The sequence below is a fragment of the Faucicola sp. SE7633 genome (assembly GCF_059264685.1).
Window position 1 is genome coordinate 1 of record NZ_JCADBW010000016.1, and the last position, 25,407, is coordinate 25,407.

Genomic DNA, 25,407 nt, shown 5'->3' on the forward strand with positions numbered 1-25,407 from the left:
ACCGTTAGGATTGTCTTAGACACGAATTAGCTTAAGTGTGTGTTTGGAAACGTCTTACCAGTTAAGTTACTGCGTACTCGCAATTTAGTCTTAACTTAACTGTGGAATGTAAGACATTGAATATAGTGAGATGAGTATAGCAAAACTTATCGCATTTAACAATTGCCTTATATCCACCGCCTGAAGTCGCAGGTTTACGGCAACGAATGATAAAATCAACCGTTTGCATCAATGGTGAGTTTTAAGGATTGCCACTGGCACTGTCAGGCGCGTCGCGGTTGCGCTCGATGGTTGTTTGGTGTAGCGGAAAACTGCCCAACGTCGCGCCTGCTTGTTTATCGGCAAAATAAAACCGCAAAGTCTCGATGACGTTTTGAAACGCCAGTTGTTCCCACGGGATTTCGTCTTCGGTAAACAACGCGCATTCTAGGCTCTCTTCGCCCACACCAAATTGTCCGTCTTTGAGCGTTCCTAAAAACATGACGTGAATTTGCCCGATGCTTGGGATGTCATACAGGCAGTATAGCTGTAGGTTGTCGCCTTGGGCTTTAGCCTCTTCCATGCACTCACGGTTGCCACCGTCGCGCATGGTTTCGCCAAGCTCCATAAAGCCTGCAGGCAATGTCCAAAAACCGCGTCGGGGCTCAATCGCGCGGCGACACAGCAGTACCTTATCCGCGTGCACCAGTACGCAGCCGTTAATCACCTTGGGGTTGTCGTAGTGGATGTAGCCACACGCGGGGCATACCAGCCGTGGGCGTGTGTCACCTGCAGGGATGACGTGGTCGGCGGCGTGACCGCATTGCATACAATAAGCCATGAGAATTCCTTGGTTGGCACTAAGGTGGCAGTCGGCAACGTGTGCGTGAACCGCAGCGTGCATAGGTTTTTGGAGGTTTTATTGGGTAAAGTATGGTAGCATTGATTGTGCATTTTACAAAATGCGCTGTGTATGAATTTGCTTAAATCACCTTGCCCAACGTTTACCAAAATCCCTTGTTTGCTGCATTTCAAAGCCCGTTGCTCAATCAGCTTGCCAGCCGCTTAGCCGCGTTGCCGCATGACCCGACACCGCAGCCGTATGCGGTGCTGATTGCGCTGACCGACGCACCGCGTCCGCAGGTGCTCTACAGTGTGCGTGCAGCACACTTGCGCGAACACGCAGGCGAGGTGGCGTTTGCCGGGGGGCGGCGCGAAGCCGATGATGCCAACAATGCTGCCACCGCCTTGCGCGAAGCCCATGAAGAAGTCGGCATTGCACCCACCGCCGTGCGTGTGCTGGGCGAGTTGCCGCTGGCATTTGGCAAACGCGGGCGCGCGGTCAAGCCAGTCGTTGGTGTTATTGCGGCGGACACGGGTTTGCGGCTGCAAGCTGAGGAGATTGCGCGCGTATTTTGGGCGGATTTGCCAACGCTGATTGGCCAGCCCACCGTGCCGTATGCCTACCCGTATGGCAAGCAGGTGTATGTATCGCCAAGTTTTATCATCGCAGGCGAAACGGTGTGGGGCTTAACCGCGCGTATCACGGCAAGTTTGCTGGCTATTGGCTTTGACCGCGATGTTGCATGGTACGAGCGTTTAGAGCCGCGCTAATCGGTCATGCGGCGTTGGTGGTTAGCCGACATTTTTTGCCAAATCAAGCAGTTATTTGTTGCAATCGCTTGACCGATGAGTAAACGCTACAGGCACAAAATTTTGTTAGTAGGCGTTGGTTTTTGGCGTAACTTTTGCTAGTCTAAACCAAGTTTTTGTCGATAACGCGCCAAGACGGTGCGCTGCCAAACGGAAGCGGTCAGTGCATCCAGATGCCACGTTATGTTGTCTTCATTTGTCATATCAAGGTTTGCTACGCTAAGGAAAGACGCTATGCCCACAACAACGACCATTGCCAGCACCACGCTACATCATCACAACACCAACAGCTATCCACACTTGTTTGAGCCGCTGGATTTGGGTTTTACCACACTCAAAAACCGCGTGGTCATGGGCTCAATGCACACGGGACTTGAAGACCGATTTTTTAATTATGGCAAACTTGCGGCGTACTTTGCCGAACGCGCCAAAGGGGGCGTTGCCATGATGGTGACGGGCGGTATCGCGCCCAATCGCGAAGGCTGGCTAACGCCACTTGGTGGTACGCTCAATCACCATGCCGATGTCATCAACCATCGCCGTGTGACCCACGCGGTGCACAAGCACGGTAGCAAAATTTTGCTGCAGATTTTGCACAGCGGACGCTATGGCTACCAGCCGTTGGTGGTGTCATCAAGCGCCATTCAGTCGCCAATTTCACCGTTTAAACCACGCGCGATGAGCGACAAACGCATTTTAGACACCATCGCCGATTACGCACGCTGCGCCAAGCTTGCCAAACTGGCAGGTTATGATGGCGTGGAAATCATGGGCTCTGAGGGTTATTTGATTAACCAATTTTTAAGCCGTCATGTCAATCAACGCACCGACCGTTGGGGCGGTAGCCTAGACAACCGTATGCGCTTTGCTGTGGAGATTGTCCGTGCGGTACGGCTGATTTGTGGTGAAGAATTTATCATCAGTTTTCGCTTGTCGATGCTGGATTTGGTGCCCGATGGCAACACGATGGCAGAGGTGCTCACCATCGCCAAAGCCTTGCAAGACGCAGGTGTGACCATCATCAACACGGGCATTGGCTGGCATGAAGCGCGCGTGCCGACCATCGTAACTTCTGTGCCACGGGCGGCGTTTGCCAATGTTGTTGCTGAGGTCAAAGCGGCACTTGACATTCCTGTGATGGTGTCCAACCGTATCAACATGCCCGACACTGCTGAGACATTGTTGGCAGATGGTGTGGCGGATTTGGTGCAAATGGCGCGTCCGTTTTTGGCAGATCCCAATTGGGTAGCAAAAGCTCAACATGGCGATACGCATTTGATTAATACCTGTATTGCGTGCAACCAAGCCTGTCTTGATCACACCTTTGCCAACAAACGCTCGACCTGTCTGGTCAATCCGCGCGCGTGCTATGAAACTGAACTGGTATATCGCCCGACCAAATCGCCCAAGCGCATCGCTGTGGTGGGTGCAGGCATGGCAGGGCTGTCAGCGGCAACGGTGGCGGCGCAGCGCGGCCATCATGTCACATTGTTTGAAGCCAGTGACCAAATCGGCGGGCAGTTTAATTACGCCAAAGTCATCCCTGGTAAAGAAGAATTTTTTGAAACCATCCGCTATTTTGGCAACTTGGTGCAAGCGATGGGGGTGGATTTGCGCCTCAACCACACCGTGACCAAAGAAGAGCTGGCGGCAGGCAACTATCAAGACATCGTCATTGCCACAGGCGTCATACCGCGCAAACTGACCCTAGCAGGCGCAGAATTGCCCAATGTCATCAGCTATGCTGAGCTATTATCGGGCAAAAAAACAGCCGGTGATAAAGTGGCGGTGATTGGAGCAGGTGGGATTGGCTTTGATGTCAGTGAATACTTGACCTCAACGCACGTCAAACCGTTTGAGCGCAACGCCGATGGCCGACTGGTTGCCGAGCCGCATCCGCAAAGTGTCGAATCATGGAAAAACGAGTGGGGCGTGGACACCGCCGCGGATTATACCAGCGCAGGTGGTTTGGTCGAGCCTAGCCAAATCCAACCTGCGCGGCAGGTGTATCTGATGCAGCGCAAAACGGGGCGGCTGGGTGCAGGGCTCAACAAAACCACAGGCTGGGTGCACCGCGCGCACATCGGCAAACACGGTGTGCAGCAGCTGGCAGGCGTGCGCTATGATAAAATCACCGAAGCAGGCATTTGGATAACCGATGCAGACGGCAACAGCCAGCTGCTTGAAGTCGATACCATCGTGGTGTGCGCAGGGCAAGAATCGGTCAATGACCTCATGCCAACAGTCGGCGAAACGCCAAGTGCACAGTATCATTTGATTGGTGGGGCAAAATTGGCAGGCGAACTTGATGCCAAACGTGCCATTCGTGAAGGGGCAGAGCTGGCGAGCATGCTATAAAATGCCATAAATATTTTATTGGCGGCTGTCACTGGCCAAATAAAACGCCGTCGCTTGCTCCAAATACAGCACCTGCTCAAATGCTTCGCTTAGCGTAGCGGCAGGTGTGTCTAGCTGCGTCAATTGTTCCAACGTGTCATACAAACGGCTGGTTGTGGCAAAATTGCTGTTGAGCAAATAGCCAAGCACACCCTCATCAAGCCCCGTCACCTCGATATCCAGCGAAGTTTTAAAGCGCAATTCACCATCGCTCAAATCCAATTCCAAATTGCCAATCACCAAATCATAATTGAGTTGCGTTAGGCTGACCACAAGACTTGCACGGTGGCTATCAGGCACCCGAAATGGCAAAATGCTATAAACCACCAGCAGTTGCTGGGTCTCAAAATAGCGCACCATGCAGCCCCACGTATGCGTTTCATCCGAGATTTGCATGGTAAAATGGTGCACGGGTGCAGGCGGCTCATCATCGGGCATGTTGGCTGCTGTTGGAGGCGCGTGATACGTAAATTTGTAGTCTAGCTGCCCAAGTGCATGCTCGATATCACGCGCAGCAATCGGTGTGCCTTTGGGTTGAACCGAGTAGCTGATACGGGTGGCAGGGGCAACGCTGGTTGATGCGTGGGTTGCACTAGCCGTTGTGGTCGAGGTGTCGGTCGCGTCTGTTGCCGCGTCATCATCGGGTGTTGGGCTGGCAGATGGCTCACGACGTTTGCCACCAAAGGCTTGTTTGAGGCGTTGAAACAGGCTAAGGGATTTTTTTTGCGGCATACCACACAACGTTTAGTTAAAAAATTGCTTAAGAATTGGTGCTAAGACTGACTATTTTAGCAAGCTTCGGTATAATGCGGACAAGGTTTTTTTAGTAAAAACGTGTATGGCCAGCTTTCGCCCTGCCTTTTTGCCTTTGACTGGAATTGAGCCTGTCTTTGACGGGCATTTTTGTGACATGCCGATGAATTTGTCCCCCTTTGATGCTACTTTGCCACACGACGCGCAGCTTACCTGCCGTGGGCTTGATGTCATACGCGGTGAGGTGGTACTGTGTTCCGATGTCGATCTGACGCTAAACGCAGGTGATATTTGCCATCTGACGGGCGAAAATGGCACAGGCAAAACCACGTTACTACACCAGTTGGCAGGGCTGTTACCCATCGAGCGTGGTGAGGTGTTTTGGCAGGGGCAGGCGATGTTACCGCCGCAGCCTGTGTATATTGGGCACCAAGTTGGTATCGACAGCCAGCTAACGGTGGCGCAAAATTTACGGTTTTTGTTGGCGTTGTATGATGTCGTGCCAACGACGGATGAACTGGCAGAGGCGTTGGCGTGGGTTGGGTTGGCAGGCTTTGATGACGTGGCGTGTTATCAGCTATCGGCAGGACAGACGCGGCGCGTGGGGCTGGCGCGGCTGTGGTTTGCTGACGAGCGTCCGCTTTGGCTGCTTGATGAACCTTTGACGGCACTAGATAGCGCGATGGTGCAACGGCTGGAGGCGCGACTGGCGCAATATGCCACGCGTGGCGGCGTGGTGCTAGTCACCAGCCATCAAGCGTTGCACGTTGCCAATAAACGCTTGGATTTGACAGCGTTTATGGTGTAGCAAACGGTTTAGCTGGAATAAAAAGGCGAATGGATGAGTGTGGGCTTTGGCACGTTGTGGCGACGTGAATGGCAGTTAAAACAACAACATACGGTGCAATGGCTGTATCCGTTGGTACTGTTTTTGCTGATTGTGACGCTATTTCCGCTGGCATTGGGCACAGAGGTCAATCTACTGCGCCAGCTTGCTGTGCCTGCGGTCTGGATTGCCGCGCTGTTGGCATTGCTATTGGGTACTGATGGGCTGTTTCGTGCTGAGCGTGATAACGGCGTGTTGGCGCAGTTGATGGTAGCGCGCACGCCGTTGCCCTTGTGGGTGTTGGCGCGACTTGCCGTGCATTGGCTGACCAGCGCAGGGCTGGTGGCGGTGCTGGCGATGTTGGCGATGCCGCTGTTTGGTCTGCCTGCCAAGAGTACATGGGCGTTGATGGCGTCGATTGTTGCAGGCAGTCCGCTGTTGCTGTGCCTGTCGGCGATTGCCAGCAGCTTGACGTTATCGCTAAAAAGTGGGGCGGTGCTTGTGCCGCTGATCGCGTTGCCAATGCAGTTGCCTGTATTGATTTTTGCCACAGGCGCGGTGGAGCGTGTCGGCATGGGCATGGATGGTTTACCAATTTTGGCATTGTTGCTGGCAGGCAGTATCATTGCGGTCTTGGTCACGCCGTGGGTCATTGGCTATACTTTAAAATTGTCGTGGCTGAGCTAACAAGATAGATGAAAACCTTGCCAAAATCGCCTAAAATAACACACTGATTTGACACATATTTACGCGCCCAAAAATCGTTGGGTCGGCTGATATGATACCCACTGATGTTGCACGCTTAGGCACCTAAATGGCAGACCACACCCCAAACGTTGCCCCAAATACCCCGCGCAGTGACTCACTGACCACGCGAATTTGGCAAGGCTTTTTAAAAACCGTTGGCACCAAAGAATTCTATCGCATTTTTGCGCCGTGGGTGCGCTACCTTGCCGCACTTGCGGCTTTGCTTTTGACGGTCGGTAGTGTGTGGGGGCTGGCGTTTGCACCGCCTGACTATCTACAAGGCAACAGTTACCGTATTATTTTTATCCACGTACCAGCCGCTAGCCTTGCGCTGTCGATTTATATGGCGATGGCAGTGTTGGGCGTGATTTTTTTGGTGTGGAAAATTAAAACCGCCAATTTGGTCGCGCAAGCGCTCGCACCTGTGGGATTTGTGCTGTGCGTGCTTAGCTTGATAACAGGTTCGATTTGGGCAAAGCCGACGTGGGGCACGTTTTGGGTGTGGGACGCGCGGCTGACCAGTATGCTGATTTTGGCATTTTTGTACGCAGGCGTGATGGCACTGTTTGCCGCGTTTGAGCATTCCGCCAGCCGTGGCAAAGCCGCTGCCGTGTTGTCAGTCGTCGGTGCGGTCAATCTACCCATCATCAAATATTCGGTAAACTGGTGGAACACGCTGCACCAAGGCGCAACCTTCACTTTAACCGCGCGCCCAAAAATGCCGCCCGAGATGTATCTACCACTGCTGCTGATGCTATTGGGCAGCTATTGTTTGGTGGCGGCGTTGGCGATTTATCGCACCAACAGCTTGATTTTGCAGCGCGAACGCGGCAAAGCGTGGGTAGTGGCGGTGTGTCAAAGCAAGGCGCGACAACGTTGATGAAAAAGGTGCACCATGAGCCCATATTTTGACAACCTCAATGATTTTATCGCCATGGGTGGACACGGGCGTTATGTCTGGGCAAGCTATGGCTTGACGCTGCTTGCCATCATCGGCTTGATGGTACAAAGCCGCGCCCAACGCCGTCGCATCCAGCGCGACATCCTAAACCAACATGCGCGCCAGACCTCACGGCGGCAACATCGCAACACCGCGCCTATCACCGCTGCCAAGCCGCCACCAGACCCAGCCCAACAGTAGGGCAAAAATCGCCCGTGGCGGTGTGTCGTTGCCTTGTTTACCACTGCCCAGATGATTGCGCCGCGTGAACCGCGCAGCAAAATCGTGGTATAATCAACGCATTAGCCGCACCGCCGACCCCCAACAAGCGGCTATGGGTTGGTTAAGATTCGAGACGCTAAAGTGAGACAGCTATGGCAACAACAAGCGCAAATCCTCTCAGCATGAACCCCGTGCGACAAAAAAAATTGCTGTGGGTGTTGGCGACGCTAGCAGGCGCGGTGATTGCCGTGGTGTTGGTGTTGTACGCCATTGGGCAACAGACCGACTACTATTATGACCCAACCGCCATCAGCGCAGGCAAAGCACCGCAAGACACGCGTATTCGCGCAGGTGGCATGGTGGTGCGTGGCAGCGTACAGCGTGATGCCGCTGACCCCTTGCAAGTCAATTTTAAGATTACGGATTTTAAATCCACCGTGCCCGTGGCGTATCGCGGCATTTTACCCGATTTATTTGCCGAAGGCTCGGGGGTGGTGGCCACAGGTGAGCTCAGCGGCAACACCTTTCAGGCCAAAGAAGTATTGGCCAAGCATGATGAAAACTATATGCCGCCTGAAGTCGCCAAGTCATTAAAAACCGAACACCAAGCACGTGGTGTGGACACACAGCGCGCAGAATTTGGCAACCAAACCATCAACCCCCAAACTATCAATCCATAACAACATGCGTTGGTGGACATGATTGCTTGCCCGTGTTTTTGACTTCCTCCCCTCCCTATCGTTCGGGGATTCCTTCTGCAAGACGGTTAGACCTGCCGCAAACCTAAGACAATGGCAAACGCCCGTACGACACACCGTACATCTTAGGTTCTTATTTTAAGCTAATCCTACCGTTAGGATTGTCTTAGACACGAATTAGCTTAAGTGTGTGTTTGAAAACGTCTTACCAGTTAAGTTACTGCGTACTCGCAATTTAGTCTTAACTTAACTGTGGAATGTAAGACATTGAATATAGTCAGATGAGCATAGCAAAACTTATCGCATTTAACAATTGCCTGATATCCACCGCCTGAAGTCGCAGGTTTACGGCAACGAATGATAAATTATACAAAAAAAGGAGGCGTTTATAAAACGTCTCCTTTTTAAGGTGCTTATGGCAAATAGCCCCTAAGCAAAATGCGATTAATCAAACTTCACAGGATTCATGTAAACGTTTGGCTTATTGTTTGCTGGCATCAGGGATAGTGTCAGCGTTTGAAGCATCTGGAACTGTGTTAGCATTTGATGCGTCTGGTACAGCGGTTGCAGTGTTGTCTGCAGGCATGGCAGTGGTATCAACAGGTGCGGCATTGACATCAACTGGTGCAGATGCGGTTGCTGTGTTGTCCATTGGCATTGTGCCAGCGTCCGCAGTTGCAGAGGCGTCAGCAGTTTCTACCACAACAGTAGAGGCAACGATGTTTGCGTCAGCAACATTTGAAGCAGGTACTTCAACCACGGCTGGTTCAGCAGTGGTGGTAGAAGCAGCGTCAGTAGCAGGTGCTTCTGGTTGTTTGTTACACGCGGTTAGGGCTAAAGCAGCGGCAACCACGCTAGATACAGCGATAAGTTTGGTATTCATGAGGTATACTCCATAGGAAAATAACCCCGTGCGTTAAACCATCTAACCGCTGGGCGATAGGACACACGGGCGTACAACGTTCCACATTTTAGCCGAAAATAATAGCAAACAAAATAGCTTTTTATCCAAAATTGTAACAATTTGACAAACTGTAGCAAATTGCATTTACACTTGCACCTAGATAGGCGAATTTTGACAAAATTGGTAATGAAAACGACCAAATCGCTTAAATTTTAAAAAAAGATATCTTATTTGCGCTCGCTAAAAAATGACCTATTTTAACCCAATATGCAAGGTTTGAATAGGATTTTTACAAAAAAGTTTGGGCTATGTTAAATTTTTAGCGTTTTTTTAGTGTTGGCGTTGATAGTGAATGAAACGAAATGCCAAACCGCTTTGGTCATCGTGTTGCCATTCACTGGTTGTTTGGGCGACAAAATCCGCAGGAATGGTAGGGTAAAATGCCGTACCGTCGGGTATATCAGTGTCTACCTCGGTGATCTCTAGGCGATCGGTGATTGGCATAGTTTCGCCAAACACGCGCTCACCGCCAATCAGCCACAGTGTCGTTACCTCACGTGCGCGCGCGTGCTCGGCGGCTTGTGTGAGTGCGTCATCTAGATTGTGACAAACAATGACATCCGCGTCCGTCATACGCGCTGCCCAATCTGTGTCACGGGTGATGACGATGTTGGCGCGGTTAGGTAGCGGTCTGCCCATGGATTCAAAGGTTTTGCGCCCCATGATGACCACACCGCGTTGGGTCAGGCGTTTAAAGTGTTGTAAATCCGCTGAAATGTACCACGGGAGCTGATTGTCTTTGCCAATCACGTGATTACGGCTAATGGCAGCGATTTGGGCGACTTCAAAGTGATGATAGCTCATGTTTGACCTGTGTGTTTTGCATTATTTTGACGAAACGGTGCTGTTATACCGCGACATCGGCTTTGATTGTTGGATGGCATCGGTAGTTTTCGATGGTGATATCGGCAAAATCAAACGCAAAAATGTCATCAACCGCAGGATTGAGGCGCAGTGCTGGCAGTGGGTAAGGGGTACGCGATAACTGCTCATGCACCTGTGCCAAATGATTTTGATAAATATGGCAGTCGCCGCCTGTCCAAATAAATTCGCCAACCTGTAACCCACAAACTTGTGCGACCATGTGAGTCAAAAGCGCGTAACTGGCAATGTTAAATGGCACGCCCAAAAACAAATCCGCCGAGCGTTGGTATAACTGACACGACAGCCGCCCATCGGCAACAAAAAACTGGAACAAGGTGTGGCACGGTGGCAAGGCAACCTCGCCTGCTTCTTTGGGGTTCCAGCCCGATACAATCAAACGCCGAGAGTTGGGGTTGGTTTTGATTTCATCGATCAGCCAGCGAATTTGGTCAAAACCGTCTTGGTTGTAGCTGCCATCGTCGTTTTGACTTGCGCCAAAGTTGCGCCACTGGTGCCCATAAACCGCGCCCAGTTCGCCCTCAGGCTTACCAAAACGTGCGGTTTGTTCGGCGGTTGCCCATTCGTTCCAGATGCGCACGCCATGGTCTTGCAAATATTTGACATGCGTATCACCACGCAAAAACCACAACAGCTCATAAATCACGCTTTTGGTATGGATTTTTTTGGTGGTCACAAGCGGAAAACCATCGGTCAAATCAAAACGCATGTGCGCGCCAAAATAGCTTAGCGTACCCGTACCCGTGCGGTCACCCTTAGGCGTGCCGTGCGCCAACACCCAACGCAACAGATGTAAATACGCGGCTTCATTTTTATTGGTGATCATGTGCGTGTTCCTTGTGTATGTGCCCCATGTGTATGTGCTAACGGATGGCTGGCAGGCAGCCCGTCATAAATCGGGCGGCGGTACGCTTGCCACAGTAGCAACACACCAAAAATCACCATTGGTAGGCTGTACAACTGCCCCTTGCTCATCCAACCAAAAAATAACGCATAACCGACATCAGGCTGGCGGAAAAACTCGGTACAAAACCGTGCCACACCATAGCCCAGCAAAAACACCCCCGACACCGCCATACGTGGGCGCGGTTTGGCAGCAAACCACCACAGCAAAACAAACAGCAGCACGCCCTCGGTAAACGCTTGATACAACTGTGATGGATGGCGCGGTAGCAGCCAATAGCCATTGACGTTTTCGGCAATGCGTTGCCACGCAGGGTGTAGCGACAACTGCTCATAGTCGGCATTTGCCGCCTGCGGAAACAACATCAGCCAGCTATAGCCACCTTCTGAGACGCGCCCCCACAGCTCACCGTTGATAAAATTGCCAATGCGTCCAAATAATAGTCCCGTTGGCACACACGGCGCGATAAAATCCAACACATTAAAAATCGGCTTTTTGTACTTGCGCGCAAACAATAACATCGCCAGCAACACACCGACAAAACCGCCGTGAAACGACATGCCGCCTTGCTGAATTTTGAACAAATACAACGGGTTGGCTAAAAATTCGCCAAACTGATACAGCAGCACATAGCCAATGCGTCCGCCCAAAATTACACCCATCGCCCCATAAAATACCAAATCTGCCACCATATCAGGTGTCCAGTCTGCGCGCCGCTTGGTGCGATACCACGCCAGACCATAGGCAAACGCAAACGCCAACAGGTACATCAGACCATACCAATGCGCCTGCACAAAACCTAAGTCCAGCGCGACGGGGTTGGGTTGGGGGTGAATTAAGGTCAGCACAATCATGGTACGTCCAGCGACAAGGCAGTTAAGCGGATCAAATACGGCGGATGATATGGCAAAAAATCTGCCAAAAATGGCGTTATCATAGCATTTTTGCCAGCGTTTTTAGCATCATGGCAGCAAAAATTTCGCACAGCCGACCTACAGGCGCACCGCCACGCCTTGCTGCGCCAAAAACTCTTTGGCTTGCCCAATCGTGTATTCGCCAAAGTGAAAAATGCTTGCGGCCAGCACCGCATCCGCGCCGCCTTGCGTGATACCATCTGCCAAATGCTGCAAATTGCCCACACCGCCCGAAGCGATAACAGGCACACTGACCGCATCGGTCACTCGCCGCATTAAGGCTAAGTCATAGCCGTTTTTGGTGCCATCCGCATCCATCGACGTGACCAGCAATTCACCTGCGCCCAAATCCGCCATACGAATCGCCCATGCCACCGCGTCAATGCCCGTTGGCTTACGCCCACCGTGGGTAAAAATCTCCCAGCGTCCGTCAGCGACTTGCTTGGCGTCAATCGCCACCACGATGCATTGATTGCCAAACCGCGCCGCCGCTTCACCAACAAAATCGGGGTTGAAAATCGCCGCCGAATTTATCGCCACTTTGTCCGCCCCTGCGTTGAGCAGTTGGCGAATATCGTCGATTTTGCGCACACCGCCGCCCACCGTCAACGGCACAAACACCGTCGAAGCCATGCGCTCAACGGTGTGATACGTCGTGTCGCGCTCGTGATGCGTGGCGGTGATATCCAAAAAGGTGATTTCATCTGCGCCTTGTTCGTTGTAACGCTGCGCCACCTCGACAGGGTCGCCTGCATCTTTGATATCAACAAATTGCACGCCCTTGACCACGCGGCCGTTATCAACATCAAGACAGGGGATAATACGTTTGGCAAGCATGGTGCATCCTTTTTAAACAGTTTAATATACGGCTCAGCAAGTGCGATGATGGTAAGGGCTGTGCTATTATGGCAGTTTTCACCACTTACTTGAAAATTTAGCGATTCGTCTGATTATCATAGCTTGACTATGGCTAAAATGCTAGCAAACGACGAAACGCTATAACTTAGTTATTGAGTTTGGAAAACCTATGTCTGTTTATACCCAACTTACCGAACAACAATTTAATGACTTTTGCCAAGCGTTTGGCGTGGCGTTTGCCCGTGCCATCCCGATTACCCAAGGCATTAAAAACAGCAACTGGTTTATTGAAACACAAACCGACGCGACAGGTACACCATCGTGGGTATTGACGTTGTTTGAAGAACGCAAACCGCACGAAATCCAAAAAATGGCGATTATCCTTGACCGTCTAAAAGCCGATTTACCCGTTGCTGCTCCCAAACGCGCCGCCAATGGCGAATTTTTGTTGTATTTTGACAACAAAGCGATGACCCTCGCGCCCAAACTGGCAGGCAGTCACCCCACCGCGATTGACCGCGATATGTGTCGGCAAATGGGTGAGGCGTTGGCGGTGCTGCACGCGCGGTTGCAAGGCTTGACCCCTGCGGCAAATTATGGCGTAGAGCTCTACCCGTGGCATCTGGTGCGTGACCGCGAAACCCAGTTCATGCCCAAGGATGAAGCCGCGCTGATGCACGATATTTGGCAGGCGTATGACAACTTGCCGCATGATGATTTGCCAACGGGGCTGTGTCACCTAGATATGTTTGCCGACAACACGCTGTGGCAGACAAAAAACGGCAAACAAACGCTAAGCGGCTTGCTGGATTTTACCGAGGTCAGCGTAGAGGCGTTTGTCATGGATATTGCCATTACCATCAATGATTTTTGCACAATGTGGGGTCATGCCGAAACAGGCGAGCGCGTGGCATTTGACCGCGACAAAATGCAGGCGTTTTTGGCGGGTTACCAAGCCGTGCGCCCGCTCAATGCCGCCGAGCAACACGCCTTGCCCGTGATGTTGGCAAAAGCGGCGGTGATTTTTTGGTTATTGCGCCTAAATGTGATTTATTACAACCGCCAACAGGGGCGCACAGGCGAGCATATCATGGTCAAAAATCCTGATTTGATGAAACGCTTGGCGGCGTATCATTGGGCGAATATTGGCACAAAGTAGGTCAATGAATTCTTGTGGGTAAGCCATTCAAAAGACAAAGATTTTTTGCTTAAATGCTGGGATAACGCCAAGGTTGTCGTTATAATGTTGTCATTATAAATAAGAGGTTGTGTTTTACTGGTAGTCAAAGATATGGGCTTTGAGTGGGATAAATATGGTTACCATTCATAGCACGTTTGAGCAAATCAGCCAACTTAGACGATTTAACCCTGTTTTGGCAAATAGCCAATCGTATAAACCCATCAAAAAACAAATCACCTTGCGGCTTGATAGCGATATCATCGATTGGCTAAAACGTGACGGCAAAGGCTATCAAACCTGCGCCAACCAACTGCTACCCCAGCTGATGCTACCATCGCTCAACGCAGAGCGCACGTAATCTCGCCTTGAATAGGGCAAAAAAACGCACCAAACAACCGTCCAACCCATACAGGAACAACCAACCGCCCATGTGTCAGCTACTCGGTATGAACTGCAACACCCCCACCGACATCGGCTTTAGCTTTGCAGGCTTTCGGCGGCGCGGCGGACTGACCGACCACCACGCGGACGGTTTTGGCATCGCGTTTTTTGAACCCAGCTCGGTGGAGGGTTCTGTGACCAGCGGTGGTACGGGTAAGGCAGGCTTGCGGCTGTTTTATGATGACAAGCCCAGCCACTCATCACCGATTGCCGACCTTATCAACCATTATCCCATCAAGGCGATGAACGTTATCGCCCACATCCGCAAAGCCACCCAAGGCAAGCTGTGCCTTGCCAATACCCATCCGTTTGTCCGCGAGGTGTGGGGCGAGCAATGGGCGTTTGCCCACAATGGGCAATTACAACACGACTTTAGCGCGTGTCTGCCCAGCGTGACCGCTCACTACCAACCCGTTGGCAGTACCGATTCGGAGCAGGCATTTTGCTATCTGCTCAACCGCCTCAAACAAGCCTTTGACGCGCCGCCCGATGATACGACATTGTTTGCATTTTTGACCCAAATCTGCCGTGAACTGGCAGGGCAGGGCTTGTTTAATTGCTTACTGTCGAACGGGCGTTGGCAACTGGCATACGCAGGCAGCTTGTTGTTTTATCTGACCCGGCAAGCACCGTTTGGGCAGGCGACGCTTGCCGATGATGATTTGTCAATTGATTTTAGTGAAGTCACCACGGACAACGACAAAGTCACCGTGCTGGTCACCATTCCTTTGACCTGCGATGAAACATGGCAGCAGTTGGCGGTTGATGAATGCGTGGTGTTTGAGCAAGGCAGCAAGGTATTTGCCGACCGTCCCGACGCACCGCGCTACTTGAGCATTGACGAGGGCATCGCCATCGCCCGTCGGGTGGGTGCTAGCGTTTGACGGGTTAGTTTGTCAAGGTAAAAAAGTGGGATGAAACCATGCTCAAAGTCGCCTATTCACCGATTTTTGTCTATCATGTGCCCGAACGCCACCGCTTTCCCATGCAAAAATATCCGCTGATGGTGGAGCGACTGCTGGCAGAAGGCACATTGCGCGAGGCAAATCTATTTGCGCCAACGCCTGCAACGGATGACGAAATTTTAACCACCCATACCGCCGAATACTGGCACGCGCTGCAAACGCAAACCCTTGATCGCAAGGCGGCACGCGCGATTGGCTTTGAGATGACCCCACAACTGGTTGAGCGCGCGCGTTATATCAGCCATGCCAGTTACGAATGTGCGTTGTACGCCCAGCAATACGGTGTGGCGATGAACGTCGCAGGCGGCACGCACCACGCGTTTGCCGACCATGGCGAGGGTTTTTGCGTGCTCAATGACTTTGCCATCAGCAGCAATTTGCTGCTCAATCGTGGGCAGGCGCGGCAAATTTTGATTGTGGATTTGGATGTCCACCAAGGCAACGGCACGGCTAGCATTTTTGCCAACGAGCCGCGCGTGTTCACCTTCAGTATGCACGGGGCAAAAAATTACCCGTTTCGTAAGCAGGTGTCGGATTTGGATATTGCGCTTGCCGATGACACGGGCGATGAGGAGTATTTGACGATTTTGGGTGATACCTTGCCAAGGCTTATCAACAAGGTCAAACCCGATATGCTGCTGTACCAAGCCGCCGTCGATGTGTTAGCGACCGACAAACTGGGCAAGCTGGCATTGACGCAGGCAGGTTGTTTGGCGCGTGATGAAATCGTGCTCAGCCATGCCAAGCAGCACGGTATTCCCGTGGCGATTAGCATGGGCGGCGGTTATTCGGCAGACGTGGATGAGGTGGTAGAGGCGCATTGCAACACGTTTCGCTTGGCGCAGCGCTTGTATTTTACTTAAATCCAATCGTTTTTAAGTGCAAAAATACAACCGCTTAGCGGCTTGTCCACCACCCATAACACGCCAAGCCCAACACCGTGCCAACGGCAATAGCAAGCAGCGAATACGCCAATTAGCCGTCTGCCAAGACGTTGTGTAAGCCTTGTTCAAACTGAGCCACCGTGCGGTCGATATCGGTCAGCTTATCAAGTCCAAACAACCCAACGCGAAAGGTCTTAAAACTATCAGGCTCACCGATTTTTAGTGGTACGCCACTGGCGATTTGAAGCCCATGTTTGGCAAATGCAGCACCGCTTTTGATGTCGTCGCGGTCGGTATACACCACCACCACACCGGGGGCTTGGTAGCCATCTGCCACCACGCTGACAAAGCCATGTTGGCTGAGCAAATCGCGGATTTTTTGCCCCAGTTGCCACTGCGCGTCTTTGAGCTTGTCTAGCCCCACGGCTTTGGCTTCAGCGATGGTGTCACGAAACTGGCGCAGACCATCGGTGGGCATGGTGGCAAAGTAGGCATGGCCGCCCTTTTCATAGGCGCGCATGATGTTAAGCCATTGTTGCAAATCCAGCCCAAAGCTGGTTGATTCGCTGGCATCCACGCGTTCTACCGCAGTCTGGTTCATCATCACAAGCCCTGCACAAGGCGTGCTTGCCCAGCCTTTTTGTGGGGCAGAAATCAGCACATCAATGCCCAGCGCTTGCATATCCAGCCACACGCAGCCTGAGGCAATACAATCAATCACCAACAAGCCGCCAACCTTGTGTACCGCATCGCTTAGCGCCTTGATATAGTCATCGGGCAATATAATGCCTGCCGCTGTCTCAACGTGCGGCGCAAACACCACTGCAGGCTTGTGTTCTTGAATCGCGGCTACCGCTGTGTCAATATCAACAGGCGCGTAGGCTTGCTTGGGCGTGTGGTCATCGGCGGCATGGGCGGTGAGTACGCGTGCGTTGGGCGTGATACGTGCCTTGTCGATGATTTGTGTCCAGCGGTAGCTAAACCAACCATTGCGGATAATTAGCACGTCCTTATCAGTCGCCAATTGACGCGCCACCGCCTCCATGGCGTATGTACCCGTACCGGGGATGATGGCCACCGCATCGGCGTGATACACGGCTTTAAGATCGGCGGACAAATCGCGCATGACGTGTTGAAATTGCTGTGACATGTGGTTCAATGCGCGGTCGGTATAGACCACCGAAAACTCAAGTAAGCCATCAGGGTCAATATGAGGGTTTAAGTCGGGGCGTAGGGCAGGCATGGTCAGTCCTTTTTTTTAATGATTTAACAAACCAAGTAAAATTGATCGTGATATTCGCCAATGGGCTGTTAAGCCAGTTTAGCAAAAATTGCGTTTTGATGGCAAAGCGTTTTTTGGTCGCCATGGTCTAGGTGTCTATGGGTAAAACTACAAAACGGGCAGCAAATTTGCCTGCAAGATCCGCCAGCTCATCGGGTCGGTCACGGTTTGCCAAAACAGCGCAAACGGCGGCGCAAACACCAACATCACCGCCAAAAGCGCGTACAACCCGATGTACCAACGCGCGTGCTTGCGCTCAAACACCTTAAATGCCGTGCCAAATGACTTTTTTAAGCGCAGTCCAAACACATTCACGCTATATAGCTCATCAAGTAGCAGATGAATCAACGCGCCAAACCACAAAAACGCGCCCAAAAACCAGCTCACCACCACGCCGTTTTTTAAGCCAAAAAAACTAACATACACCAGCCCCAACGCCAGCACCGCCATATACGGCAGTGAATGCACCATCCCGCGGTGCATCGTCAAGCGTGAAAACGTCGCCAACACGCCATAGCGCATGATGGCATACACCAACAGCCCCAGCGCGCACAGCGATAACAAAGACAGCCTTGGCGACCAATAAATCACTAACCCAAACGCCACCAAAATTGACAGCAGGCTAAACCCGACCCGCGCAGGCAGCGAATGGTCAAGGTCAATATCAGGCAGCAGTCCGCCCACCGTACCCGTGACCGCGCACAACACAAACTCCGCACCGCTGACCATGCCTGCTTTATAAATCACCAAGCTTGCCGCCGCGCTTGCCACACATGCCACCGTGAAATGGGTATGAAAATTTGCCATCGTCTGATCCTTATATTTGCCTGGCATTATAAAGGCGATCGGCAAGTCACCGCAAAGCAATTACGCGGCAACTGGATAAACACCCATCAAAATTTTTGCCAAAAAATCCGCCAACACCCAACGCTGTCACGTTACGGTAACATGGTTGCGCTAATCTTGCGCCGCATGACAGATGCTTGGCATGCTAGCGGCTAACAACGCCTAAACCGCGCCCCTCATTTAAACCATAAACCGAATGTGGTTGATAAAAACCCTAACCAAAAACAGGAAACCCCATGAATTTAAACATCACCCTCAATCGCCCAACCACCTTGCGCCGCGCGGTGCGCCAAGCCTTGCACATCGGTGTACCAAGTCTGCTGCTCGCGGTTGGGCTGACCGCGTGTAACGATGACGACAACGAAACCAAAATCGTTGCCGTACAACCTGCCGATAACACCAACACAGACAACCCTAACGCCAACACCACACCTGCCAACACCAGCTTAAACTTGGCCCTGCTTGAGACCACCGACCTACACACCAATATCCTAAGCTACGACTACTACAAACTGGCAGAAGACAAATCACTGGGGCTTGAGCGCACCGCCACCTTAATCAAACAAGCGCGTGAACAATACCCCAACAACCTGCTATTCGACAACGGCGACACCATTCAAGGCACCGCGCTTGCCGACTACCAAGCCGTCATCAACCCCGTCAAATGCGAAGACACTTTGGCGATTTACAAAGTCATGAATGACTTAAAATTTGACGCAGGTACGATTGGCAACCACGAATTCAACTACGGCTTAGACTTCCTAAACCAAGTCACAGGCAGCCAGTTTAACGTCGATGGCGTGACCAACCGCGCCAAGCCCTGCCAAGGTCCTAACTTCCCGTTGGTCTTGTCGAATGTGTGGAGCGTCAAGAGCGGGCAGCCATTGTTTAAGCCATACCAAATCATCACCAAAACCTTCACCGCAACCAAACCCGACGGCAGCAAGGTACAAGTACCCATCAAAATTGGTGTCATCGGCTTTACCACCCCTGGCATCATGACATGGGACAAAAACTGGCTAGAAGGCAAAGTCACCACCCAAGGCGCAAAAGAAATGGCAGAAAAATACGTGCCACAAATGCGCCAAGAAGGCGCGGATATCGTCGTTGCCTTGTCACACGGTGGGCTTGACACCTCAGGCTACAGCCCAACCATGGAAAACGCCAGCTACTACATCGCGCAAGTACCGGGCATTGACGCGCTGTTCATGGGGCACTCGCACCAGTCTTTCCCTGACAAAAACAGCACCAACCCCAACTGGGACGCGGCAGGCGTGGACAAAGAAAAAGGCACTATCCATGGCGTACCTGCCACCATGGCCAACCAATGGGGCAGAAGCTTGGGCGTGATTCAACTAAATCTTGTCTATGATGGCAAACAATGGCACGTCAAAAAAGACGCGACCCACGTTGAACTACGCAACATCCAAAACGCCGACAAAACCTACGTCGCCGCTGACCCAACTGTCAGCAAACTGGTTGCCGATGCTCACCAAGCCACCATCAACTACGTCAAAACCCCAATTGGCATGACCAATTTCCCGATGACCAGCTACTTTGCTGACGTGGGTGACGTATCTGCCATTCAAATCGTCAATCAGGCACAAGCCAACTACGTTGCCGACTACATCAACGCCAACTTGCCGCAATACAAAGGCGTGCCTGTGTTGTCAGTGAGCGCACCGTTTAAGAGCGGTTACGCTGGCGCAAATGACTTCACCGATGTTGCCCAAGGTGACGTTGCCATCAACAATGCCGCCGACCTGTACTTGTACCCCAACACCGTATCAGCAGTGCTGGTCACAGGCAGCGACATCAAAAAATGGTTGGAAAACGCCGCCAAACGCTTTAACCACATCGACCCAAGCAAAAAAGACAACCAATACCTAACCAGCACGTTCCCAGGTTACAACTTCGACATCTTCACCACACCAGACGTGCATTATGAAATCGATGTCACCCAACCCGTCGGCAGTCGTATCAAAAACTTGACCTATAAAGGCCAGCCGATGGCAGACAACGCCAACTTCATCATCGCAACCAACAACTACCGCGCCTCAGGTTTGAGCAAATACGCAGGTATCGCTGACGGCAAGACTATCTATTCTGCGCCAGATGCCAACCGCGACGTATTGATTGACCACATCAAAGCTGTCAAAAACCTAACCCGCGCCCAAAACGGCAGCGCGCGCAGCTGGCACTTCACCAAAGTCATCACCCAAGGCCCTGTGTTGTTCAAATCTGCACCGAACAAAATCGAGCTTGCCAAAGCTGCGGGCATCAACAACGTCACTCAACTCAACAGTGACGACGGACAAGGCAAAGGTTTGGCCGATTATCAAATCGACTTGAGTAAATAAGCCTGTCGCACACAAAAAAAATCCCTCACGCTGGCGTGGGGGATTTTTGTTGAAACCGTACTTTGGTTGATGACAAAAAAAATCGCCCATCTTGACAAGATGAGCGATTTTGGAATAAGTGGCGTCCCCACGGGGATTCGAACCCCGGTTACCGCCGTGAAAGGGCGATGTCCTAGGCCTCTAGACGATGGGGACGCAAACAAAAGCAGCCAAATAATTTTAGACACAAATTAAATGCCAAAATGTCAGCTTACTTTAAGTGGATTTAAAATTTGGTGGAGCTAAGCGGAGTCGAACCGCTGACCCCTACAATGCCATTGTAGTGCTCTACCAACTGAGCTATAGCCCCGATATTTGGGAGTGTTTGGGCTCATGCGGTATGTCACCCAACACCAATCTTAAATCCATTGCCTAAGAGTGCGCGTATTTTATAGAATCGTGCCAAGCTTGTCAAGCACCAATCGAAAAAAATTTATCATCACCGCGCTATGAGCCAATTTGGCAAGTTTTTGGCACGCATATTGGGGCAATGCGTGTGTTTAAACGGTTAGAGCATCCGCCATAGCCTGCTATAATGGCGCAAGTTTTGGCAGGTCTTGGCAAGCAGTCGTTTTGATTGATGCGATGTTGGCAAATTTTTGACAGGGACGAGTAAAACCACTATGGCGTTGATTGATTTTATTTTGCATATCGGTGCGCACCTTGAGGCGCTGGTGGCGCAATATGGCGCGTGGATTTATGCCATTTTGTTTGTGATTGTGTTTTGTGAGACGGGGCTGGTGGTGATGCCATTTTTGCCCGGTGATTCAATGCTGTTTGCGGCAGGTGCGATTGCTGCGGTGGGGGGGATGAACATTGTTGCGCTGATTGGCACGTTGATTGTCGCGGCAATCCTTGGCGATTGGCTGAATTTTGAAATCGGTAAGCATTACGGGCGCAGGCTGTTTGCCAATCCCAACTCGCGGATTTTTCGCCAAAGTTATTTGCACAAAACCGAGCAGTATTTTGCTAAATATGGCGGACGGACGGTGGTGATAGCGCGGTTTATCCCGATTGTGCGCACGTTTGCGCCGTTTGTTGCAGGCATGGGGCAGATGTCGTATGGGTATTTTGTGCGTTATAACGCCGTTGGTGCGGTGGTGTGGGTGACGCTGTTTAGCTTGTTGGGGTATTTTTTTGGGCAGTTGCCGTTTGTCAAAACGCATTTTTCTTGGATTTTGTTGGCGATTATTGCGATTTCCGTATTGCCTATGCTGATTGAGATTGCGCGCGCGTGGTCTAAATCTAAGGCCTAGGTTGGTTTTTGCCCTAATTACATGGTTAAAAAATCGCGCTTGCATTCCGTCTAGGCTTGCGGTATGGTTGAAAAATCTTTTGCCATAAGAGGTCGTACGTCGTATGTCAGACGACAACGCAAGCCCGTCGGGCAGTAGTTGGTCACGGGGACTCAAACGCTGGTTGTCCACCGCGCCCGAAACCCGTGACGAACTGGTCAAATTGGTGCATGATTCGCGCAAATTTTTGGAGCCCGATACCGTCGATATGCTTGAGGGGGTGCTGGATTTGCCTGCCACCTTGGTGCATGAAATCATGACCCCCATCAGCCATGTGGTCAGCTTTAACGAAAAGCAAAACCTTGCCGATATCATGGCGGTGTTTGTTGAGACTACCCATTCGCGTTACCCTGTGTTTGGGCAAGACCCGAACAATCAGCAAGAAACCGTCAAAGGTATTTTGGTGACCAAGGATGTCATCCCGTATTTGGTACAAGCCGCCCAAATCCGTCAAGCGGACAGCGGTGAGGCGATAAGCAGTTTTAACGTCATGGATTGGGTGCGTCAGCCGATTTATGTTAGCGAAAATGCGCGTTCAGACAACCTGCTGCGCCTGTTTCAAAAACACCAAATGCACATGGCGATTGTGATTGATGAGTTTGGCAATACCGCAGGCGTGGTGACGATGGAGGATTTGCTTGAGGAGATCGTCGGTGATATTGTCGATGAGCACGATGACTTGGGCGAAGACAGTTCGATGTATCACATTGTGCCTGCAGCGGCAGGTGGCGCGGCACTGGGCAAAGACTGCTGGATTATCCAGTCTTTAACACCGATTACGGAGTGCAACGAGCAGCTGGGCACGACGTTTGATACCGAGGATGTCACCACGATGGGTGGACTGGTCATGCAGCACTTGGGCGATGTCCATGAGGTGCTCGGGCAGACGGTGTATGTGGATAATTGCCGCTTGACGGTGCTGACAGCACAAGACCGCTTTATTCAAGCCATTGAGTTGGTAAAAGATTTTCCGCCGCCCGAGGCTGATGCGTTGTGATGGCAATACGTTGTGATAGCACCGATACGCCAACGCCCAATGCAGGTGCGGCGGCAATGACTGCGGTAACAGATTTATGCGCATAACCACGCAAACCTTACGCCATAAGCGGTTGGTCAATACCCATGAGCAACCGCCCACCCGTGGCAGAGTGCTGGCACATTTGTTGTTGGCGTGGCTGGCAGGTGCGGTGTTTGTGTTCGCGCTTGCGCCGTATGGTGTGTGGGGTGTGGCACTGCTGTCGCCTGCGCTGCTGTACGCGCTGCTGTTGCCCCACCAGTCAAACGCGCGTGCGTTTTGGCTCGGTGAGGCGTATGGCATGGGGCTGTGGTGCGTTGGCGCATTTTGGCTGTACACCTCGATTCACACCTATGGCGATACGCCAACATGGCTTGCACTGGTGCTGATTGCCGGCATGGGCGCGGTCATGGGGCTGTTTCATGCGGTGCTGGCATTGGTGTTTAACCGTTTGGGCAAACAGCCGTTTGCCTTTGCCGCGTTGTGGGTGTTACAAGAGTGGCTCAAGACGTGGCTGTTTACGGGCTTTCCGTGGCTGTTTGTCGGCTATGCGTACACGGAGCAGGCGTGGCTCGCCAGCCTTGCGCCCGTGTTTGGCGTGTTTGCGCTGTCGTTTTTGTCGGTACTTGCGTCGGCAAGTGTGGTTGAGGCGGCACGCCGCCGTTATCATTTTTTGTTGCCCGTGGCGGTGAGTCTGTTGGCAAGTGTCGCGCTGTATTGGCGCGCGCCGTCATGGACAACGCCAACGGATGCGCGGCCGCTGTCGGTGTCATTGATCCAAGGCAACATTCCGCAAGATTTAAAATGGCTGCAAGAATACCAAATCCAAACATTGGCGATTTATGCTGGTCTAAGCAAAACCGAATGGGGGCGTGATATCGTATTGTGGCCAGAGTCCTCAATCCCGATGCTCCAGACCGATGCCATGCCGTTTATCAGTCAGGTTGCCCGTATTGCCAAACAGCACAACACCGCGTGGCTGACGGGCGTGCCCTACCTTGATGTGGCTGAATACAACCCACAAACCGATGCCTATGAGCCATTTTATAACAGCGTAATTGCGCTGGGCGCGGATGCCAAAGGCTTGTATAAAAAACAAAATCTGGTGCCTGTTGGGGAGTACATCCCGTTTGAGGGCGCGCTCAACTGGCTATTGCCCAATCTGATGGGCGGTGAGATGAGTTTTCGCGCAGGTGCGCCCAACCAACCACCGCTTGCGGTCAAAAACCAGCGCGTGGGCGTGGCGGTGTGTTATGAAGTCGCTTACCCTGACACCACCCGTCACAACGCGCGCGGCAGCAATTTTTTGCTGACCGTATCCAATGACGCATGGTTTGGTACGTCGGCAGGTCCGCTGCAACACTTACAAATGGTGCAAATGCGCGCGTTGGAGACGGGACGCTGGTTCATCCGCGCAACCAATACGGGCGTGACCGCCATCATTGATCACAACGGGCGAATCGTCGCGCGTGCGCCACAATTTAAACGCGTTGTCTTACGCGGTGAGGTGCATCCACGGCAAGGTGATACACCATTTATGCGTTGGGGTAGCTACCCTGTGTTGTTACTTAGCGCCCTGTTGGTTGTGATGAGTGCATTTGGTCAGCGTCATTCGCGCGCACGCCTGCGCTAATCTCACGGGCATCTCCCCACTTTGGTTAAGGTATTGTCGCACTTTCAAAAATTTTGCTATATAATAGCAACAAACTGACATATAATAGCGTAACGTTTTGGCTATTTTTAGATTAAATATTTACACCAGTTGTAGCGTGACGGCGCACAGGTTGGGAGAAAGTAATGGCGCATCAACATCATGACGTGGTAGAAAAAAACACCAAAAACGAACTCATCATGACGTTGGTTGGGGTGTTGGCATTTGCATCAATCGTGCTGCTTATCGGCTTAGCTAGCTATCTGCGCCCTGCAGGGCAACACATTGACGTGGCAAAACTCAATGCCGAAGCAGCCAGCTCAGGTGTTGCCAGCACACCAATGAGCGTTGCCCAAGCGGTGGAAGCCTCTGCCGTTAGCACCACTGATGCGGTCACCGTGCCAACAGACAGCACCACCGTATCTGCGCCCAATACCAGTGTCGCAAGCCCAGACAACGCCGTGATGACCCCTGCCAGCGAGCCAACCGCTGCCGCTGAGCAATCAACCATCAATGAGCGCAACGCCTCAACCGCTGAAGCCAAGGGCGAAATCAAAGAAAATACGGGCGCGCTCCCCGATGTTGCACCGCCTGTCGCCTCTGCGGTTGATACGGCCAAATAACGGCTGTCTGCCCCGAAGGGTAACCGCGCAATACTGCTAAAGACATGCAGCCAATATCACGTGATAAACCTCAGCCCAGCTGGGGTTTT

General features: G+C 51.9%; 25 protein-coding genes and 2 tRNA genes. 16 read left to right on the top strand and 11 right to left on the bottom strand.

Annotated features, from left to right (window positions below):
• Positions 1 to 241: 241 nt before the first annotated feature.
• A complete protein-coding gene (locus AC5L4R_RS07095) occupies positions 242 to 820 on the bottom strand; it encodes an NUDIX hydrolase (RefSeq protein WP_494473192.1) in 579 nt (192 codons plus the stop codon).
• Between the two features lie 176 nt (positions 821 to 996).
• Here AC5L4R_RS07095 and AC5L4R_RS07100 point away from each other — a divergent pair, with 176 nt between their 5' ends.
• Positions 997 to 1,593: an NUDIX hydrolase gene (locus AC5L4R_RS07100; protein ID WP_494473191.1), complete on the top strand. Its 597-nt coding sequence runs from the start codon at positions 997 to 999 to the stop codon at positions 1,591 to 1,593.
• A gap of 273 nt (positions 1,594 to 1,866) precedes the next feature.
• Positions 1,867 to 3,990 (top strand): 2,4-dienoyl-CoA reductase FMN-binding domain-containing protein, encoded by a 2,124-nt coding sequence (locus tag AC5L4R_RS07105; protein ID WP_494473190.1) that lies wholly within the window; start codon positions 1,867 to 1,869, stop codon positions 3,988 to 3,990.
• A 15-nt stretch (positions 3,991 to 4,005) separates the two neighbouring features.
• Here AC5L4R_RS07105 and AC5L4R_RS07110 read toward each other — a convergent pair whose 3' ends face one another.
• The gene (locus AC5L4R_RS07110) at positions 4,006 to 4,761 is read right to left on the bottom strand and encodes a type III secretion system chaperone family protein (protein WP_494473189.1); all 756 of its coding nucleotides are present in this window, start codon (positions 4,759 to 4,761) and stop codon (positions 4,006 to 4,008) included.
• 106 nt (positions 4,762 to 4,867) lie between these two features.
• Here AC5L4R_RS07110 and ccmA point away from each other — a divergent pair, with 106 nt between their 5' ends.
• The 5 genes from ccmA to ccmE all read left to right on the top strand — a co-directional run bounded on the left by ccmA (position 4,868) and on the right by ccmE (position 8,197).
• Positions 4,868 to 5,590 (top strand): cytochrome c biogenesis heme-transporting ATPase CcmA, encoded by a 723-nt coding sequence (gene ccmA, locus AC5L4R_RS07115; RefSeq protein ID WP_494473188.1) that lies wholly within the window; start codon positions 4,868 to 4,870, stop codon positions 5,588 to 5,590.
• 33 nt (positions 5,591 to 5,623) lie between these two features.
• Positions 5,624 to 6,295: a heme exporter protein CcmB gene (locus tag AC5L4R_RS07120; protein ID WP_494473187.1), complete on the top strand. Its 672-nt coding sequence runs from the start codon at positions 5,624 to 5,626 to the stop codon at positions 6,293 to 6,295.
• A gap of 127 nt (positions 6,296 to 6,422) precedes the next feature.
• Positions 6,423 to 7,235, top strand: coding sequence for a heme ABC transporter permease (locus tag AC5L4R_RS07125; RefSeq protein WP_494473186.1), 813 nt, complete (start codon positions 6,423 to 6,425; stop codon positions 7,233 to 7,235).
• Between the two features lie 15 nt (positions 7,236 to 7,250).
• Positions 7,251 to 7,496, top strand: coding sequence for a heme exporter protein CcmD (gene ccmD, locus AC5L4R_RS07130; protein ID WP_494473185.1), 246 nt, complete (start codon positions 7,251 to 7,253; stop codon positions 7,494 to 7,496).
• Between the two features lie 203 nt (positions 7,497 to 7,699).
• A complete protein-coding gene (gene ccmE, locus AC5L4R_RS07135; RefSeq protein WP_494473212.1) occupies positions 7,700 to 8,197 on the top strand; it encodes a cytochrome c maturation protein CcmE in 498 nt (165 codons plus the stop codon).
• Positions 8,198 to 8,696: 499 nt separating this feature from the next.
• On the opposite strand, the gene AC5L4R_RS07140 is transcribed toward ccmE, so the two are convergent.
• The 5 genes from AC5L4R_RS07140 to hisF all read right to left on the bottom strand — a co-directional run bounded on the left by AC5L4R_RS07140 (position 8,697) and on the right by hisF (position 12,716).
• Positions 8,697 to 9,098 (bottom strand): hypothetical protein, encoded by a 402-nt coding sequence (locus AC5L4R_RS07140; RefSeq protein ID WP_494473184.1) that lies wholly within the window; start codon positions 9,096 to 9,098, stop codon positions 8,697 to 8,699.
• Between the two features lie 351 nt (positions 9,099 to 9,449).
• Complete coding sequence (locus AC5L4R_RS07145; protein ID WP_067058027.1) at positions 9,450 to 9,983, bottom strand: dihydrofolate reductase; 534 nt, start codon at positions 9,981 to 9,983, stop codon at positions 9,450 to 9,452.
• A gap of 43 nt (positions 9,984 to 10,026) precedes the next feature.
• The gene (locus AC5L4R_RS07150) at positions 10,027 to 10,887 is read right to left on the bottom strand and encodes a thymidylate synthase (RefSeq protein ID WP_494473183.1); all 861 of its coding nucleotides are present in this window, start codon (positions 10,885 to 10,887) and stop codon (positions 10,027 to 10,029) included.
• Entirely contained in the window at positions 10,884 to 11,819 is a 936-nt protein-coding gene (lgt, locus tag AC5L4R_RS07155) for a prolipoprotein diacylglyceryl transferase (RefSeq protein ID WP_494473182.1), read from the bottom strand. The genes AC5L4R_RS07150 and lgt overlap by 4 nt, the downstream gene beginning before the upstream one ends.
• A gap of 138 nt (positions 11,820 to 11,957) precedes the next feature.
• A complete protein-coding gene (hisF, locus tag AC5L4R_RS07160) occupies positions 11,958 to 12,716 on the bottom strand; it encodes an imidazole glycerol phosphate synthase subunit HisF (RefSeq protein WP_494473181.1) in 759 nt (252 codons plus the stop codon).
• Positions 12,717 to 12,906: 190 nt separating this feature from the next.
• Here hisF and AC5L4R_RS07165 point away from each other — a divergent pair, with 190 nt between their 5' ends.
• The 4 genes from AC5L4R_RS07165 to AC5L4R_RS07180 all read left to right on the top strand — a co-directional run bounded on the left by AC5L4R_RS07165 (position 12,907) and on the right by AC5L4R_RS07180 (position 16,186).
• The gene (locus AC5L4R_RS07165; protein ID WP_494473180.1) at positions 12,907 to 13,896 is read left to right on the top strand and encodes a homoserine kinase; all 990 of its coding nucleotides are present in this window, start codon (positions 12,907 to 12,909) and stop codon (positions 13,894 to 13,896) included.
• Positions 13,897 to 14,050: 154 nt separating this feature from the next.
• Positions 14,051 to 14,275: a BrnA antitoxin family protein gene (locus AC5L4R_RS07170; RefSeq protein ID WP_494473179.1), complete on the top strand. Its 225-nt coding sequence runs from the start codon at positions 14,051 to 14,053 to the stop codon at positions 14,273 to 14,275.
• A 70-nt stretch (positions 14,276 to 14,345) separates the two neighbouring features.
• Positions 14,346 to 15,242: a class II glutamine amidotransferase gene (locus AC5L4R_RS07175; RefSeq protein WP_494473178.1), complete on the top strand. Its 897-nt coding sequence runs from the start codon at positions 14,346 to 14,348 to the stop codon at positions 15,240 to 15,242.
• 38 nt (positions 15,243 to 15,280) lie between these two features.
• Positions 15,281 to 16,186: a histone deacetylase family protein gene (locus AC5L4R_RS07180; protein WP_494473177.1), complete on the top strand. Its 906-nt coding sequence runs from the start codon at positions 15,281 to 15,283 to the stop codon at positions 16,184 to 16,186.
• A 112-nt stretch (positions 16,187 to 16,298) separates the two neighbouring features.
• Here AC5L4R_RS07180 and AC5L4R_RS07185 read toward each other — a convergent pair whose 3' ends face one another.
• Together AC5L4R_RS07185 and AC5L4R_RS07190 are read right to left on the bottom strand one after the other, a co-directional pair.
• On the bottom strand, positions 16,299 to 17,450 hold the full coding sequence (locus tag AC5L4R_RS07185; protein WP_494473176.1) for an aminotransferase class V-fold PLP-dependent enzyme: 1,152 nt from the start codon (positions 17,448 to 17,450) through the stop codon (positions 16,299 to 16,301).
• Between the two features lie 147 nt (positions 17,451 to 17,597).
• Positions 17,598 to 18,296, bottom strand: a complete 699-nt coding sequence (locus AC5L4R_RS07190; protein ID WP_494473175.1) for a metal-dependent hydrolase — start codon at positions 18,294 to 18,296, stop codon at positions 17,598 to 17,600.
• Between the two features lie 275 nt (positions 18,297 to 18,571).
• Between AC5L4R_RS07190 and AC5L4R_RS07195 the strand changes: the two genes are divergently transcribed.
• Positions 18,572 to 20,695 (top strand): bifunctional 2',3'-cyclic-nucleotide 2'-phosphodiesterase/3'-nucleotidase, encoded by a 2,124-nt coding sequence (locus AC5L4R_RS07195; RefSeq protein WP_494473174.1) that lies wholly within the window; start codon positions 18,572 to 18,574, stop codon positions 20,693 to 20,695.
• A gap of 119 nt (positions 20,696 to 20,814) precedes the next feature.
• Here the strand turns inward: AC5L4R_RS07195 and AC5L4R_RS07200 are convergent.
• Together AC5L4R_RS07200 and AC5L4R_RS07205 are read right to left on the bottom strand one after the other, a co-directional pair.
• Positions 20,815 to 20,890: transfer RNA gene (locus AC5L4R_RS07200), tRNA-Glu, on the bottom strand.
• A gap of 78 nt (positions 20,891 to 20,968) precedes the next feature.
• A tRNA-Ala gene (locus tag AC5L4R_RS07205) sits at positions 20,969 to 21,044 on the bottom strand.
• A 313-nt stretch (positions 21,045 to 21,357) separates the two neighbouring features.
• Here AC5L4R_RS07205 and AC5L4R_RS07210 point away from each other — a divergent pair.
• The 4 genes from AC5L4R_RS07210 to AC5L4R_RS07225 all read left to right on the top strand — a co-directional run bounded on the left by AC5L4R_RS07210 (position 21,358) and on the right by AC5L4R_RS07225 (position 25,318).
• Positions 21,358 to 21,990, top strand: coding sequence for a DedA family protein (locus tag AC5L4R_RS07210; protein WP_494473173.1), 633 nt, complete (start codon positions 21,358 to 21,360; stop codon positions 21,988 to 21,990).
• Positions 21,991 to 22,093: 103 nt separating this feature from the next.
• A complete protein-coding gene (locus tag AC5L4R_RS07215) occupies positions 22,094 to 23,026 on the top strand; it encodes a CBS domain-containing protein (protein ID WP_494473172.1) in 933 nt (310 codons plus the stop codon).
• A gap of 76 nt (positions 23,027 to 23,102) precedes the next feature.
• On the top strand, positions 23,103 to 24,677 hold the full coding sequence (gene lnt / locus AC5L4R_RS07220; protein ID WP_494473171.1) for an apolipoprotein N-acyltransferase: 1,575 nt from the start codon (positions 23,103 to 23,105) through the stop codon (positions 24,675 to 24,677).
• Between the two features lie 164 nt (positions 24,678 to 24,841).
• Complete coding sequence (locus tag AC5L4R_RS07225; RefSeq protein WP_494473170.1) at positions 24,842 to 25,318, top strand: hypothetical protein; 477 nt, start codon at positions 24,842 to 24,844, stop codon at positions 25,316 to 25,318.
• Positions 25,319 to 25,407 lie beyond the last annotated feature (89 nt).

Excerpts from the sequence above, each read along its gene's own strand:
- AC5L4R_RS07180 (WP_494473177.1), top strand. The coding sequence starts at position 15,281 with ATGCTCAAAGTCGCCTATTCACCGATTTTTGTCTATCATGTGCCCGAA.
- lnt (WP_494473171.1), top strand. The coding sequence starts at position 23,103 with ATGCGCATAACCACGCAAACCTTACGCCATAAGCGGTTGGTCAATACC.
- hisF (WP_494473181.1), bottom strand. The coding sequence starts at position 12,716 with ATGCTTGCCAAACGTATTATCCCCTGTCTTGATGTTGATAACGGCCGC.
- AC5L4R_RS07150 (WP_494473183.1), bottom strand. The coding sequence starts at position 10,887 with ATGATCACCAATAAAAATGAAGCCGCGTATTTACATCTGTTGCGTTGG.
- AC5L4R_RS07110 (WP_494473189.1), bottom strand. The coding sequence starts at position 4,761 with ATGCCGCAAAAAAAATCCCTTAGCCTGTTTCAACGCCTCAAACAAGCC.
- AC5L4R_RS07215 (WP_494473172.1), top strand. The coding sequence starts at position 22,094 with ATGTCAGACGACAACGCAAGCCCGTCGGGCAGTAGTTGGTCACGGGGA.
- AC5L4R_RS07105 (WP_494473190.1), top strand. The coding sequence starts at position 1,867 with ATGCCCACAACAACGACCATTGCCAGCACCACGCTACATCATCACAAC.
- AC5L4R_RS07170 (WP_494473179.1), top strand. The coding sequence starts at position 14,051 with ATGGTTACCATTCATAGCACGTTTGAGCAAATCAGCCAACTTAGACGA.
- ccmE (WP_494473212.1), top strand. The coding sequence starts at position 7,700 with ATGAACCCCGTGCGACAAAAAAAATTGCTGTGGGTGTTGGCGACGCTA.
- AC5L4R_RS07165 (WP_494473180.1), top strand. The coding sequence starts at position 12,907 with ATGTCTGTTTATACCCAACTTACCGAACAACAATTTAATGACTTTTGC.
- AC5L4R_RS07225 (WP_494473170.1), top strand. The coding sequence starts at position 24,842 with ATGGCGCATCAACATCATGACGTGGTAGAAAAAAACACCAAAAACGAA.
- AC5L4R_RS07190 (WP_494473175.1), bottom strand. The coding sequence starts at position 18,296 with ATGGCAAATTTTCATACCCATTTCACGGTGGCATGTGTGGCAAGCGCG.
- ccmD (WP_494473185.1), top strand. The coding sequence starts at position 7,251 with ATGAGCCCATATTTTGACAACCTCAATGATTTTATCGCCATGGGTGGA.
- AC5L4R_RS07185 (WP_494473176.1), bottom strand. The coding sequence starts at position 17,450 with ATGCCTGCCCTACGCCCCGACTTAAACCCTCATATTGACCCTGATGGC.
- AC5L4R_RS07140 (WP_494473184.1), bottom strand. The coding sequence starts at position 9,098 with ATGAATACCAAACTTATCGCTGTATCTAGCGTGGTTGCCGCTGCTTTA.
- AC5L4R_RS07095 (WP_494473192.1), bottom strand. The coding sequence starts at position 820 with ATGGCTTATTGTATGCAATGCGGTCACGCCGCCGACCACGTCATCCCT.
- AC5L4R_RS07145 (WP_067058027.1), bottom strand. The coding sequence starts at position 9,983 with ATGAGCTATCATCACTTTGAAGTCGCCCAAATCGCTGCCATTAGCCGT.
- AC5L4R_RS07195 (WP_494473174.1), top strand. The coding sequence starts at position 18,572 with ATGAATTTAAACATCACCCTCAATCGCCCAACCACCTTGCGCCGCGCG.
- AC5L4R_RS07125 (WP_494473186.1), top strand. The coding sequence starts at position 6,423 with ATGGCAGACCACACCCCAAACGTTGCCCCAAATACCCCGCGCAGTGAC.
- AC5L4R_RS07120 (WP_494473187.1), top strand. The coding sequence starts at position 5,624 with ATGAGTGTGGGCTTTGGCACGTTGTGGCGACGTGAATGGCAGTTAAAA.
- lgt (WP_494473182.1), bottom strand. The coding sequence starts at position 11,819 with ATGATTGTGCTGACCTTAATTCACCCCCAACCCAACCCCGTCGCGCTG.
- ccmA (WP_494473188.1), top strand. The coding sequence starts at position 4,868 with ATGGCCAGCTTTCGCCCTGCCTTTTTGCCTTTGACTGGAATTGAGCCT.
- AC5L4R_RS07175 (WP_494473178.1), top strand. The coding sequence starts at position 14,346 with ATGTGTCAGCTACTCGGTATGAACTGCAACACCCCCACCGACATCGGC.
- AC5L4R_RS07210 (WP_494473173.1), top strand. The coding sequence starts at position 21,358 with ATGGCGTTGATTGATTTTATTTTGCATATCGGTGCGCACCTTGAGGCG.